General features: G+C 65.4%; 10 protein-coding genes. 9 read left to right on the top strand and 1 reads right to left on the bottom strand.

What is annotated here, in order from left to right:
- Positions 1-33 precede the first annotated feature (33 nt).
- The 7 genes from AC1DQR_RS09480 to AC1DQR_RS09450 all read left to right on the top strand — a co-directional run bounded on the left by AC1DQR_RS09480 (position 34) and on the right by AC1DQR_RS09450 (position 8,163).
- A complete protein-coding gene (locus AC1DQR_RS09480) occupies positions 34-750 on the top strand; it encodes an SGNH/GDSL hydrolase family protein (protein WP_477132916.1) in 717 nt (238 codons plus the stop codon).
- 163 nt (positions 751-913) lie between these two features.
- The gene (locus AC1DQR_RS09475) at positions 914-1,357 is read left to right on the top strand and encodes a VOC family protein (protein ID WP_477132915.1); all 444 of its coding nucleotides are present in this window, start codon (positions 914-916) and stop codon (positions 1,355-1,357) included.
- Positions 1,358-1,465: 108 nt separating this feature from the next.
- Positions 1,466-2,653, top strand: a complete 1,188-nt coding sequence (locus tag AC1DQR_RS09470) for an acyl-CoA dehydrogenase family protein (protein WP_477132914.1) — start codon at positions 1,466-1,468, stop codon at positions 2,651-2,653.
- A gap of 41 nt (positions 2,654-2,694) precedes the next feature.
- The gene (locus tag AC1DQR_RS09465; RefSeq protein WP_477132913.1) at positions 2,695-3,942 is read left to right on the top strand and encodes an acyl-CoA dehydrogenase family protein; all 1,248 of its coding nucleotides are present in this window, start codon (positions 2,695-2,697) and stop codon (positions 3,940-3,942) included.
- Positions 3,939-5,291, top strand: coding sequence for an LLM class flavin-dependent oxidoreductase (locus AC1DQR_RS09460; RefSeq protein WP_309405143.1), 1,353 nt, complete (start codon positions 3,939-3,941; stop codon positions 5,289-5,291). The genes AC1DQR_RS09465 and AC1DQR_RS09460 overlap by 4 nt, the downstream gene beginning before the upstream one ends.
- Positions 5,292-5,317: 26 nt before the next feature.
- Positions 5,318-6,694, top strand: coding sequence for an LLM class flavin-dependent oxidoreductase (locus AC1DQR_RS09455; RefSeq protein ID WP_174428293.1), 1,377 nt, complete (start codon positions 5,318-5,320; stop codon positions 6,692-6,694).
- A complete protein-coding gene (locus tag AC1DQR_RS09450) occupies positions 6,691-8,163 on the top strand; it encodes a SidA/IucD/PvdA family monooxygenase (RefSeq protein ID WP_416048817.1) in 1,473 nt (490 codons plus the stop codon). The genes AC1DQR_RS09455 and AC1DQR_RS09450 overlap by 4 nt, the downstream gene beginning before the upstream one ends.
- Positions 8,164-8,266: 103 nt before the next feature.
- Here the strand turns inward: AC1DQR_RS09450 and AC1DQR_RS09445 are convergent, their stop codons facing one another.
- Positions 8,267-8,635 carry a hypothetical protein gene (locus tag AC1DQR_RS09445; protein ID WP_416048818.1) on the bottom strand — a complete coding sequence of 123 codons (369 nt, stop codon included), beginning with the start codon at positions 8,633-8,635 and terminating at the stop codon, positions 8,267-8,269.
- A 457-nt stretch (positions 8,636-9,092) separates the two neighbouring features.
- Here AC1DQR_RS09445 and AC1DQR_RS09440 point away from each other — a divergent pair, with 457 nt between their 5' ends.
- Entirely contained in the window at positions 9,093-12,356 is a 3,264-nt protein-coding gene (locus tag AC1DQR_RS09440) for a hybrid sensor histidine kinase/response regulator (RefSeq protein WP_477132912.1), read from the top strand.
- Positions 12,357-12,402: 46 nt separating this feature from the next.
- Complete coding sequence (locus AC1DQR_RS09435) at positions 12,403-13,053, top strand: response regulator (RefSeq protein WP_416048820.1); 651 nt, start codon at positions 12,403-12,405, stop codon at positions 13,051-13,053.
- Positions 13,054-13,323 lie beyond the last annotated feature (270 nt).

The following is a 13,323-nucleotide window of genomic DNA, read 5'->3' as shown; positions in this document are numbered from 1 at the left end:
AAGGTCCGCAGCAAAACTTCCCGGAGCCCGCCCATGAGCGCCCTGCCGTCTCCCGACACCCGAACCGATGTCCTTGGCGCCATCGATCCGCTGCAGGTACTGGTCTACGCCGACTCGCTATCGTGGGGCATCGTGCCGGGCACGCGGCAGCGCCTGCCCTGGGCGGTGCGCTGGCCCGGCCGGCTGGAGCTTGCCCTGAACGGTGCCAAGGCCGGCGGGCAGCGCCCCGTGCGGATACTGGAAGACTGCCTCAACGGCCGCCGCACGGTCTGGGACGATCCCTTCAAGCCGGGCCGCAACGGCATCCAAGGCCTGGCGCAGCGCATGGAATTGCACGCGCCACTGGCGCTGGTGATCCTGATGCTCGGCAGCAACGATTTCCAGTCCATGCACCCGCATAACGCCTGGCACGCCGCGCAAGGCATCGGCGCCCTGCTCGACACCATCCGCGGCGCACCCATCGAGCCCGGCATGCCCGTGCCGCCGGTGCTGGTGCTGGTGCCCCCACCCATCACCACGCCGCGCGGGCCGCTGGCGCCGAAGTTTGCCGGGGGCGAGCACAAATGCGTGGGGCTGGCGCAAGCCTTCCAGGAAGTCTGCCGCTCGCGCGGCTGCGACTGTTTCGACACCGGTACGGTAATCCATAGCAGCGAAGTCGACGGCGTGCACCTGGACGCCGCCGACCACATCGCGCTAGGCGATGCGCTGGCACCCGTGGTCGATGCCCTGCTGGCGCCAATGCGCGCCTGAGGCCCTCCGGGGGCCTTCCCGGGGCCGCTACCAGCCTTGCGCGTCACAGGCGCCGAGTAGAACACTCCTGACAGTACGTGTCAGGAGTGCCGGCGCACAATCCTGGTCTTCGGGCGGAGTGCTTCCTTGCGGGCCGCGCCCCCATTCCAAGCAGGAGACCGCGATGCAATTGCTGATCAATATCGACGTCGACGACCTCGCGCACGGCATCSGCTTCTACCAGCACGGCCTTGGCCTGCGCCTGGCGCGCAAGCTGTTCGACGGCTCCGTGGCGGAAATGCTGGGCGGCGGCGCGCCGATCTACCTGCAGGCCAAGGCGCCGGGCACCAGGCCCAGCACGCGCGCCGACGGCCGGCGCGACGATCGCCGGCGCTGGACGCCGGCGCATCTCGATTTCGTGGTGGCGGACCTGGAAAGCGCGGTGGAGCGTGCGCTGGAAGCCGGCGCCGAGCTGGAGGACTGGCCGCAGGATTTCGCCTGGGGACGGCAGGCGACGCTGTCCGACCCTTTTGGCCACGGGCTCTGCTTTATCGAGTGGACGGGTGACGGTTATAGCGCCGCCGAAACGGGAAAGGAAACCAGGGAGCCGGCGTTGCAGAATCCATAGCGCAATAGCATCCACAAAAGTGGATATGCAAGCGCGGTTTGCTTCGTTGGTGGCGCGCAAACCTTGCTCTATCGTGTCTCGGGTGCAACTTCGAGAAGACAACGCGGCATGTCCAACTTCGGCCCCGATCTGAACGATCCCTTCGTCGCCCGCGCGGTGGTGCTGCGCGAGACCTTCCATACCGATGCCGTCGCCCGCGACAAGGCTGGCGGCCGGCCTACCGAGCAAATCCGCTTGCTCAAGGAAAGCGGCCTGCTTTCAGCGGGCATTCCCACGGCCTACGGCGGGGGCGGTGCTTCGTGGCTTTCACTGCTGCGCGTGGTGCGCGAATTCGCACGTACCGATGGCTCGCTGGCCCACCTCTTCGGCTACCACCATCTGCCCGTGCACGCCGTGCAGGCGCGCGGCACGCCGGCGCAGCAGGAGCGCTGGCTGCGCGCCGCCGCCAAGGCGCAATGGCTGTGGAGCAACTCGGGCAATGCGCTGTCGAAGACGTCCAGTGCGCAGCGCGCCCCCGGCAACGATGGCTGGGTGGTCACCGGATTCCGGCCCTTCTCCAGCGGCAGCCAAGTGGCGGACGTGATCCAGCTGGCTTGGGAGAACGCGCTGGGCCAACGCCTGATGGGCGTGGTGCCAGCCGATCGCGCGGGCATCGTGATCGAGGATGACTGGGATGGCATCGGCCAGCGCCAGACCGGCAGCGGCACCGTGACGTTCAACGGCGTGCTGGTGCGCGACGATGAACTGCTCGGCAAGCCCGACGATCCGCTCACCCCTTTCGCATCGCTGACCACGCTGCTGCAGCAAAGCGTGCTGCTCAACGTGTTTGTCGGCACGGCACAGGGCGCGCTAGACGAAGGCCGCGCCTATACCGCCACGCAATCGCGCCCATGGATCCACTCGGGCGTGGAGCGCCATGTCGATGATCCGTGGGTCCAGCGCAAATACGGCGAGCTCGCCATCCGCACCTTGGCGGCAACCGAGCTGGCCGACCAGGCGGCGCGCAGCCTGGATGCCATTTATGGCTACGGACAAGCGCTGACGCTGGAGCAGCGCGGGCCCGTAGCCATCGCGCTGGCTACCGCGAACCTGTACGCCGGGGAAACCGGCCTGGCCGTATCGAACGAGATCTTCGAGGTGATGGGCGCGCGTTCCGCCACCAACGCCAATGGCTTTGACCGTTTCTGGCGCAACGTGCGCACCCACACGCTGCACAACCCGGCCGAGTACAAGAAGCGCACGGTGGGCACGTGGTTGCTCACGGGCGAGTTCCCCTCGCCTGCCATCTATCGCTGAATCCGCTAAACCCGCTAAACCCGCTAAACCCGTTGAACATCATGACCGCCAACGTCGCCTATCTTCATGCGCAGGCCGAACCGGCACCTGCGCTGTTCGAGCCGGACACCAGCAACCCATTCATCGCCCGCGCGGTCTTGCTGCGCGAGCGCTTCGCCGAAGACGCCATCGCCCGCGACCACCTCGGCGGGAAACCCGCGGAGCAGATCCGCTTGCTCAAGGAGCACGGCCTGCTTACGTTGCTGCTGCCGCGCGAAGTCGGCGGCCAGGGCGAAACCTGGTCGACCGTGCTGCGCATCACGCGCCTGTTCGCGCAGGTGGACGGCTCGCTCGGCCATCTGTTCGGCTATCACTACAGCAGCCTGCTGAGCCCGCGCTTGCGCAACGCACCGGAGAAGGCTGCCAGCCTGTGGCGCCGCTCGGCCGAGGGCAACTGGTTCTGGGGCAACACGGCGAACAGCTTTTCCAGGAGCCTGTTCGGGAGGCGCGATGGCGAGTGGTTCGTGCTGGACGGCTACCGCCCCTTCACCTCCGGCTCGCACGTGGCTGATTTCCTGGCGATTGCCTGGGAAGACGCCGACAGCGGCGAACGCCGCTTTGCCGCGATTCCCGCGGACCGCGCGGGCATCGTGATCGAGGACGACTGGGACGGCATCGGCCAGCGCCAGACCGGCAGCGGCCGCGTCACCTACCAGGGCGTGCGCGTGCACGAGAGCGAAGTGCTCGGGCAGCCGGTGCCCTTGAACCCCACCGGCGCGCCGGCCGAGCCCTACCGCACGGTCACGCCGCTGCAGCAGCAAAGCGTGCTGCTCAATGTGTTCATCGGCACGGCGCAAGGCGCGCTGCGCGCCGGGCGTGAGTACACGGTGCATGAGTCGCGCCCGTGGATTCACTCAGGCGTGGGGCGCCATGTGGACGACCCGTGGGTGCGCCGGCAATACGGCGAGCTCTGGGTCAAGACCCAGGCCGCCACCGCGCTGGCCGACCGCGCGCTGCTTGCGCTTGACAGCGTGATCGCACGCGGCGAAGCGCTCAGCGCCGAGGAGCGCGGTGAAGCAGCCGTGGCCATTGCGGCGGCCAACGTGCTGGCCGGCGAGGTCGCGCTGCAGGTCTCCAGCGAGATCTTCGAGGTCACGGGCGCGCGCTCGGCGGTGCGCAAGACCGGCCTGGACCGCTTCTGGCGCAACGTGYGCATCCATACCCTGCACAACCCGTCCGAGTACAAGACCCGCAATGTCGGCCGCTGGGTGCTGGGCGAAGGCCATCCGGAACCGGGGACCTACCAATGAGTGCATCGAACGGGGCGCGCCAGCGCCAGCTCCACCTCAACATCAATATCCTGCACTCGGGCTTCGTGCCCTCCGCGTGGCGGCTTCCCGACAGCGATCCCGCCGCCTTTACCGACGTGCGGCACTACATCCGCGTGGCGCAGATCGCCGAAGCCGGCAAGCTCGACGCGGTGTTCCTGGCAGACAACGCCGCTATCGTCGACCAGATTCATTTCCGCCCGATCCCGGCGCTGGAACCCACGGTGCTGCTGGCCAGCATCGCGGCGGCGACCACGCATATCGGCCTGATCGGCACGGCGTCCACCAGCTACAACGAGCCCTACAACATCGCGCGGCGCTTCGCCACGCTAGACCATGTGAGCGCGGGGCGCGCCGGCTGGAACGTGGTCACCACGGCCGATGTGCCGTCGGCGCGCAATTTCGGGCGCGATGCGGCGCCGGACCACGCGCAGCGCTATGCGCGGGCGGCCGAATTCACGTCCGTGGTCAAGGCCCTGTGGGACAGCTGGGAGGACGACGCCTTTCTCGGCGACAAGGCATCGGGCCGCTTCGTCGACACCGCCAAGGTGCAACCGATTGCGCACCATGGCGAGCATTTCAGCGTGCAGGGGCCACTTAACCTGCCGCGCTCGCCACAAGGCCATCCGGTGGTGGTGCAGGCCGGCGGCTCCGCCGACGGGCGCGAGCTGGCCGCACGCCATGCCGAGGCCGTGTTCTCGGCATCGCAATCGTTCGAGGAATCGCTGGCCTACGGGCGCGAGCTCAAGGCGCGCGCACAAGCGCTTGGGCGCGGGCCCGATGCCGTGCAGGTGCTGGCCGGCCTGACCACCATCATCGGCGCCACCGAAGCCCAGGCCCGCCGGCGGCGCGACGAGCTGATCGACCTGATCCCCTGGGACTACAGCCTGGCGCGGCTGGCCGGCACGCTCGGCATCACGCCGGACCGCTTGAAGCTGGACGAGCGGCTGCCGGACAACCTCGCCCTGCCCGCCAACGGCAATGGCAACCACACCTTCTTCAACGCCACGCTGGCGCTGGCGCGGCGCCATGGCTACACCGTGCGCGAACTGATCCGCGAGCTGGCGGGCGGCGGCGGCCACCGCGTGATCGTGGGCACGCCCGAACAGATTGCCGACGACATCGAGCACTGGTTCCGCCACGGCGCGGCCGATGGCTTCAACCTGATGCCCGATGCGCTGCCCGACGGGCTGCAGGACTTTGTCGACGGCGTGGTGCCGATCCTGCAGCGGCGCGGCATGTTCCGCACGCAGTACGAAGGCAGCACGCTGCGCGAGCACCTGGGGCTGGCACGGCCGCAAGGCCGGCAAAGCACACGCATAGCCGCCTGATATCCCTCAACAACCGATAAGCAATCATGGCTCAACGTAGCGGTTTCCTCAGCCTGGGCGCCTTTCTTTACCCCAGTGGCCACCATATCGCCGCCTGGCGCCATCCCGATGCCAAGGCCGACGCGGGCATCGACTTCAAGCACTACATCGCGCTCGCCCAGGCCGCCGAGGCGGCGAAGTTCGACCTGGTCTTCCTGGCCGACGGCGTAGGCACGCGCGGCGACGATGTCGAGTTCCTCAGCCGTACCGCGCACAGCTACCAGGCGCAGTTCGAGCCCATCACGCTGCTGTCCGCGCTGGCCGCGGTCACGCAGCGCATCGGCCTGGTCGGCACCGCCTCGACGAGCTTCAACGAGCCGTATCACGTGGCGCGCAAGTTCGCCTCGCTGGACCATATCTCGGGCGGGCGCGCCGGCTGGAACCTCGTCACCTCATCCAACGAGCACGAAGCGCGCAACTTCAACCGCGACCACCATTTCGCCCACGCCGAGCGCTACGAGCGCGCGGCGGAGTTCGCCGATGTGGTCACCGGACTGTGGAACAGCTGGGAGGACGATGCCTTCCTGCGCGACAAGGCCAGCGGCCGCTACTACGAGCCTGCCAGGCGCCATGTGCTAGGCCATAAGGGGAAGCATTTCTCGGTGCAGGGGCCGCTCAACGTGTCGCGCACGCCGCAGGGCCATCCGGTCGTGGTGCAGGCCGGCTCCTCCGAAGCCGGCAAGGAACTGGCCGCGCGCACGGGCGAAGCCGTGTTCACGGCGCAGCAGACGGTGGAGGATGCCGTGGCGTTCTACGCTGACGTCAAAGGCCGGCTCGCCCGCTACGGGCGCGAGCCGGATGACCTGAAGATCCTGCCCGGCGTATTCCCGGTGGTGGGCCAGAGTGAAAGCGAAGCCAAAGAGAAATTCGAGCAACTGCAAGCGCTGATCGACCCGGTGGTCGGCCTGGCGCTGGTGTCTGGCCTGACGGGCGGCTTCGACCTGTCAGGCTATCCGCTCGACGGCCCGATTCCCGAGTTGCCCGAGACCAATGCCAGCAAGAGCCGCCAGCGCCTGGTGATCGACCTTGCGCGACGCGAGAACCTGACCATCCGCCAGCTTTACCAGCGCGTTGCGGGTGCGCGCGGCCACTGGCAGGTGATCGGCACGCCCGAGCAGATCGTCGACCAGCTCGAAGAGCGCTTCCGCAAATACGGCGCCGACGGCTACAACATCATGTCGCCGGTGCTGCCGGGCGGACTCACCGATTTCATCGCGCTGGTGCTGCCTGAGCTGCGCCGCCGCGGCCTGTTCCGCGCGGAGTACGACGGCAGCACGCTGCGCGAGCACCTTGGGCTCAAGCGCCCAGCGCATCCCGCCGCTTCCTCCAGGCCCGCCGCCTCAACCCTTGCCGCTGCAGCATGACGACAACCTCTTCCTTCCCCGGCTCCGATCCCGATTTCCTCGCACGCGAAACGCTGCGCCTGCTCGGCCCCGCACCCGACAACTGGGTGCCGGACCATGCCGGCATCGACCACAACGTGGCCATCGTTGGTGGCGGCCAGAGCGGCAGCGCCTATGCCTTCGCGCTGCGCCGCGCGGGCATTGGCCGCGTGACGGTGCTCGACGCCGCGCCAGACGGTGCGCTGGCCGGCGTCTGGCGCGCGCGCGCCCGCATGCAGAAGCTGCGCACGCCCAAGAACCTGGTCGGGCCCGAGCTCGGCCTGCCAACGCTGGGCTTCCAGGCCTGGTATGAAGCGCGGCACGGCGCCGAGGCCTATGCCGCCATCGACCGCATTGCGCGCCTGGACTGGGCCGATTACCTGGACTGGTACCGCACCTTCCTCAGCGTGCCGGTGCGCTACGCCACGCGCGTGGTACGCATCGAGCCCGTCGCCGGCGCCGCGCTGCAGCACTTCCGGCTGCATCTTGAAGTGAATGGGCAGCCGCGCATCGAGACGGCGCGCAAGGTCATCCTGGCCAATGGCGTGGCCGGCAATGGCGCGCCGTTCGTGCCCGCTGTGTTGTCGCAGGCCGTGGCCGCCGGGCTGGCCGCGCATACGGCCGATGCCATCGACTTCGGCGCGCTGCGCGGCAAGACGGTAGCCGTGCTGGGCGCGGCGGCCTCCGCCTTCGACGCCGCCGCCGTGGCGCTGGAATCCGGCGCGGCCGCCGTGCACCTGTTCGCGCGCCGCGACCATATCGCCGCCACGCCGGTATCGCGCGTGCGCGCCTACCCCGGCCTTTACGACAATTACCACGCCCTGCCCGATGCCACGCGCTGGGAGCAAGCCATCCGCTATCGGCGCGCCGGATCCACGCCACCGGCCGACTCGGTGGAGCGGGTGCTCAAATTCCCGCAGTTCCATCTGCACCTGAGCACCTCGCTGTCCGCCGCCGAGGTGGAGTCCGGCCGCATTGTCACAGAAGTGCAAGGGCAGACCCTGCGTTTCGACTTTGCGATTGCCGGCACGGGCTACCTGGTGGATCCGTCGGCGCGGGCGGAACTGGCCGACATGGCGCCGCATATCCTGCGCTGGCGCGACCGCTACCAGCCCGCGGCCGATGCGCGCGACGACGAGCTCGCCGCGTCGCCCTACCTGGGCAGCGGCCTTGAGTACCTTGAGAAAACACCGGGTGCCGCGCCGTGGCTGCGCGATCTCCATGTGCATAACCCGGCAGGCTTTGCCAGCGTCGGCGTGCCGCTGGGCGATGTGCCCAGCATGCGGCGCGATATTCCGGGCTCGGTCGCCCGCATCAGCCGGGATCTGCTGCTGGCCGACCTGGCGCTGCATGAGCAGAGGATTCGTGCAGACGTGCCGGCGGATTTTGGGGCGGAGTTCTATGCTGGCGCGGTCTGGAAGCCCACGGGCGCTGCGCTCGCGGCGGCTTGAGGCAGCTTGAGGCGGCCGGATCCTTGACCCGCCGGGAACAGATCCGCGTACCGCTGCCAGCGGCAGGGCCTTTTAACCTGAGGAGATCAAGCCAGAAATCTCATCAGGATCCAATGTACTTGTAGTACAGATCCAGTTTTTCGCTATTTTCTGAAACTTCAATATGAAGAATAGCCTCACCGGGCCTGCCATTTTCAAAGAGCACACACTCCATTCCTAGTGCCTTTCCGTTGGTTTCATAGACATCAATCCATGGCCTTTTCTGCGTACGCGAATCAAAGGCCGTCTCCAGTGGCGCAATGGATAGGCTTGCCCCCTCATCGAAGTATTCATCAATGCACTCGAATATCTCTTCGGCCACTGCGCTGGAAATGCCAAACTTGTGCCGTAGCGCCTGTGCATCTCGCAGGCCAATGGTCTCGATAAATCGCTTCGCCTCGTCATAGGCTTGCTGCCTTGTTGGCGTTCGCATAGATCGGCTCCGTGATGGCAAGACATTGAGGCGCCAATCTAGCACGACAATGACTTGGCGTAAATTCTGCGGGGAGCCCCGTGGATAGGCAGTCCATCCACGATAAGCAGAGAAAGAAAGCTGCAAGCTAAGGACGGGGCCTCGCCAAGCGCAGAAGTCACCACAGCCACCCTGCCGATCCGCCCCGCAAATCAGCAGGGCCCTTCCTGCATGCCGGGATATGATCCGGGGCTATTGAGCAATTGCCAGATCTGGTGTACACATCGAGTTGCCCCACTTTCAGTGACACGTCCAGTGACGCTTATGTATTGCTCGGGGCAGAGCAGGCCATTCTCCGTCCTTTGGCGTGTGCGCGATGCCGGCCACACCGGGCTGCAGCGTGGCACCGCCGTAAAGGTTTCCAATTTCCCCCGGGTCTCCTTCGTAGAGACGATGCCTTTTACTACCTGCCGTGCCAATGGAAAGCAGTCCGATCCGCCGCCTTGTCCGCATGCAGCGGCAACTGAGTCTCGTGCTGTTCGCCGTCATTCCGCTGGCGCTGATGTTGGCCGGCACGCTTGGCTGGGGCATGTTCCGCGTTGTGGAAGATCAGGAAGAACGGATCGCCATCCATTTTTCCAAACTCACTGGTTATATCGGGGAGCAGGAGGCCTTCCTGATACGCCTGCGCACGCGAGTCCAGAGCTTGCATCCCGATGATTACACGGGCGATGTCAAGCTGCGGCGCATCGATTCGAGCGTCCATGGCGGCGTGATGCTGTTCGAGGCGCGGGTTCCGCGCACGTCGGTCATGTTCAGCATTGCCTGCAGGGGCACGGCGGACTGTCCTCCGCAAGACAGGTCCGTGCTCCGGTTTGGCACATTTTTTTTCGATTACTACAGCGCGTACTGGGCAGCATCCCAACATCCTCCGGCAGATGTCTTCCTGATCGCGGCGCACGCCGATACCAGCGTCGGCATGCAGGCGTTCCGCTCCAATTCGGGCAACAGGTCCGAGGAGTACGGCGTGGTGTTCTCGATGGGCTCGCAGCATGCCGGCACGCACGTAGGCGGGCGCAACGTTGCATCGGAGGCTGTCAGCTGGCTCCGCGCAGATCTGGCAGCCGGGGGGGCAGGCAAAATGCTCGCGGTCCTGCCTCTCGATGCCGCGGCGGCCATACCGCGAGAGACGCAATCCGGGAACGATACGCTCTACGCTGCCGCGCTGCTGAGCCTGGATAGCATTGGCAGTGTTCGGGGTTCTCTGGAACCACCCAGCTACGACGATTTCTGGCTGGAAGACAAGGCCCGCACCACCTTTGCGGGAAAGACGCCGATGCCCGCATCGAAGACGGATGGCGTCACCTATGCCGCCGACGGACTGTACTTTCGGCTAACGGACCCGAGCGGGTCGTGGCACGCGCTATACCGCATCAGTTATCCGACCCTCTTCCGCCATAACAAGGGCCTGCCAGCCATCCTCGCACTGTTGGTGCTATTCGGGCTGGGCGGCGGTTTGTCCTTCGTCCGCTGGCACAACCGGCGCGTGGTATTGCCAGCGCGCCGGGCGCACGAGCAGCTGGCGGAAACCAACGCATTTTGCCGCGCGCTGATCGAGACCGCGCCTGTGGCGCTGTGCATTTACAGCCGGGCGGACGGAACGGCGCTGTTCGGCAACCATCTGGCAAAGCAATGGCTCAACCAGGCCCGGGGCCTGGACCCGGGCCTGGATAAGCACCAGGACCTGCAGTGCGTTCTCGACAATGCCTCTCAGGCCACGCAAGTGCTTGCTGCTACCCTGCCCGGCGCGATCGAGGAAATCCGGGGCGACGGCAGCAGGCCACTCTCCCTGGCATTCGCGCCGGCCCGCTACTGTGGTCAAGCCGTGCTGCTGTGCGCGTTCGCCGATATCAGCGCACGCAAGGAAATCGAACGCGCCCTGGCCAAGGGAAAGCAGGATGCCGACAACGCGAGCGAGGCCAAGACCACCTTCCTGGCCTCGATGAGCCACGAAATCCGGACGCCGCTGTATGGCGTCATGGGCGCGTTGGAACTCCTGGATCTCACCGGCCTCGGCAGCGCGCAGAGGCAATATGTCCAGACTATCCGTAACTCGTCTGAAATACTGATGCAAATCATCAGCGACGTCCTGGATATCGCCAAGATCGAAGCGCGGCAGTTGTCAGTCGAGGCGGACGACTTCTGCCTGCTATCGCTGGTGGAGGCTACCGTCAGCCGCTATGCCGCCAGCGCCGGGCAAAAGGGCCTGCTCCTGTACGCCTGCGTTGCGCCCGATCTGCCTGAGCACCTGCGTGGCGACGCCATGCGGATTCAGCAAATACTGAACCATCTCCTGGGCAACGCCATTAAATTTACCGAATCCGGCCACGTGATTCTCCGCGTCCGGCAAGTTTCGACAGATCGCGTTGGCGTGACGCTGCTGTTCCAGGTGGCGGACACGGGGGTCGGGATACCGCGGGAACGTCAAGCAGAACTCTTCACCCCGTTCTACCGGATCGACAGCAATATGCATACGGTCAGCGGCGCCGGACTGGGCTTGTCCATCTCTATGCGCCTGGCAAAGCTGATGCATGGGGACATCCGGGTGGTCAGCGATCCGGGCCTGGGAAGCAGCTTTTCGCTGATGCTCCCCCTGTCGCATGCCACGGTGCGGGTACCGTCGCAAGCGCCGGTGCTGACGGGGGAATCCGTCTACGTGCGATCCCCAAGCAAGGAGTTGACCGACAATGTGTGCGCATGGCTCAAGCGCTGGGGGGCCACCACCCACATGGCAGACGATATGCCTGTCGCTGCTGCGCCGCGCGCGCACCTGCTGGATCTTCTCGTCTCCTACCCTGTTCCCGCGGGCTGGCCCGGGAGTTATCTGTTTGCCGGCAGCCAGCCTGCTGCCGCGGACGCTGCCTTGTCAGCGGGACGTGGCTACCTGAGTGCGCACAGCGTTCAAGCGATCGGCAGCGCCATCGCCCTGGCGGAGCCGGGCATATCCGAGCCAGTTGACAGGCAGGCGGAACCCCTCGCTGCCGGCGCACAGCTTCGGGTCCTCGTGGCCGAGGATAACGCTATCAATGGCATGATCCTGAAGGAGCAACTCGAACAGATCGGCTGCCTGGTTGCCCTGGTCTGCGATGGGGTGGATGCGCTGGCCCGATGGCACCCCGATCTGTTCGATGTCGTGATCACGGACATCAACATGCCAAGGGCAAATGGCTACGAGTTGGCCGAAGTGTTGAGGCAACAAGGCTACGAGGGCCCTATTATCGGGATCACAGCCAATGCGATGCGCGAAGAGGAGCAGCGCTGCATGGACGCGGGCATGACATCCTGGCTGGTCAAGCCATTTGACCTGGGGGCGCTACGGTCCCATCTCCAGTCCATTCGCTCGCCTGCTGTCATACGGCACGTGGCGCAAGCCGTCCCGGAGTCCCCGGCCAGCCATAATGAAGCCGGGTTCGTGCCGCTCAGGTTCCGCAACGTATTTTCCGAGACCATGCGAAGCGATATCGCGGTGCTCAATCGAGCCATAGCGAATTCGTCCGCCGACAGCGCCCTGGATACGTTGCATCGTATCCGCGGAGCGCTGGCTACCGTAAAATTGTTCAGACTCGTGAAATACTGTGAAGCCCTGGAGGAAGACATTCGCAGCGAAGGCCTTCTGCAAAAGCAGAAGGCAGGCATAGCGCTGGTTGCCTCGCAGATCGAGGCCATTCTTGCTGAGTTTTGACAACTCAACCAGGCGACGGCTTCCCTTTATCCGATTTTTGAACTCCATGAAAAAGACCAAAATCATCTTAGCGGACGATCATCCCCTGGTACTCATGGGAGTACGCGAAGTCATCGAGCAGGACCTGCGTTTCGTGGTGGTGGATTCCGCCTCGGGCCCCTCGGACCTGATCGCCAAGATTCCCGTTGCCCGTCCGGATATTATTGTCACCGACTTTGCCATGCCCGGTGATTCGGTCTTCGGGGATGGCCTGAAGCTCATCGCATACCTGACCAGGACGTTTCCCGACGTCAAGCTGCTGGTGCTGACAATGCTCACCAACCCGATCATCGTATCGGCCCTGTACGATGCCGGCGTGCACGGGGTGGTATTCAAGGGCGACTCCCTCAACGACATCCTCGCCGCCTTGTTCGCGATCCGGAGCAACCGCAGGTACATTCCAGCCTCCCTCCAGGCGTCTCTACGCGCGAGTTCGGGGGCGGAGTCCATTGGCGAGCGAATCAAGACGCTGTCTCCGCGCGAATATGAAGTGCTTCGCCATTTCGTTGGCGGGGAGTCGGTTCAGGATATCGCCAGGCACTTCAACCGCAGCATCAAGACCGTCAGTGGCCACAAGGTGTCGGCAATGCAGAAGCTCGGTATAACAACCGACCAGCAGCTCATTACCTTCTGCATTACTACCGAGCTCTTTCAGTAGCGGGGCGCCATGGACGCGCCCTGCCGGGCGCAAAAAAAACCCAAGCAGCCCGCGAGGGTCGCTTGGGTGGGTAGAAGTCCGGGCAGAGGGAGGGAATCCTCGCCGGAATCGGGAGTCGGCATCACCAGGGAATGTTGATGCCGACGACCTCAAGAATACTGAAGTCATCACGCCTCTTCTACCAGAATAATCTGGTTCTGCAGCAACGTGCCGGCACACGGCCAGTTCGACATTGACAGCCGCTGGGCGGCTGGCTAGCGGGGATGGTTG

This window comes from Cupriavidus sp. 05L411 (assembly GCF_056398045.1).
This window is presented reverse-complemented; position numbering and strand designations above follow the sequence as displayed.

Bases quoted from the DNA above. Each gene is read 5' to 3' on its own strand.
- AC1DQR_RS09480 (WP_477132916.1), top strand. From the start codon at position 34: ATGAGCGCCCTGCCGTCTCCCGACACCCGAACCGATGTCCTTGGCGCC.
- AC1DQR_RS09435 (WP_416048820.1), top strand. From the start codon at position 12,403: ATGAAAAAGACCAAAATCATCTTAGCGGACGATCATCCCCTGGTACTC.
- AC1DQR_RS09440 (WP_477132912.1), top strand. From the start codon at position 9,093: ATGGAAAGCAGTCCGATCCGCCGCCTTGTCCGCATGCAGCGGCAACTG.
- AC1DQR_RS09460 (WP_309405143.1), top strand. From the start codon at position 3,939: ATGAGTGCATCGAACGGGGCGCGCCAGCGCCAGCTCCACCTCAACATC.
- AC1DQR_RS09445 (WP_416048818.1), bottom strand. From the start codon at position 8,635: ATGCGAACGCCAACAAGGCAGCAAGCCTATGACGAGGCGAAGCGATTT.
- AC1DQR_RS09455 (WP_174428293.1), top strand. From the start codon at position 5,318: ATGGCTCAACGTAGCGGTTTCCTCAGCCTGGGCGCCTTTCTTTACCCC.
- AC1DQR_RS09450 (WP_416048817.1), top strand. From the start codon at position 6,691: ATGACGACAACCTCTTCCTTCCCCGGCTCCGATCCCGATTTCCTCGCA.
- AC1DQR_RS09470 (WP_477132914.1), top strand. From the start codon at position 1,466: ATGTCCAACTTCGGCCCCGATCTGAACGATCCCTTCGTCGCCCGCGCG.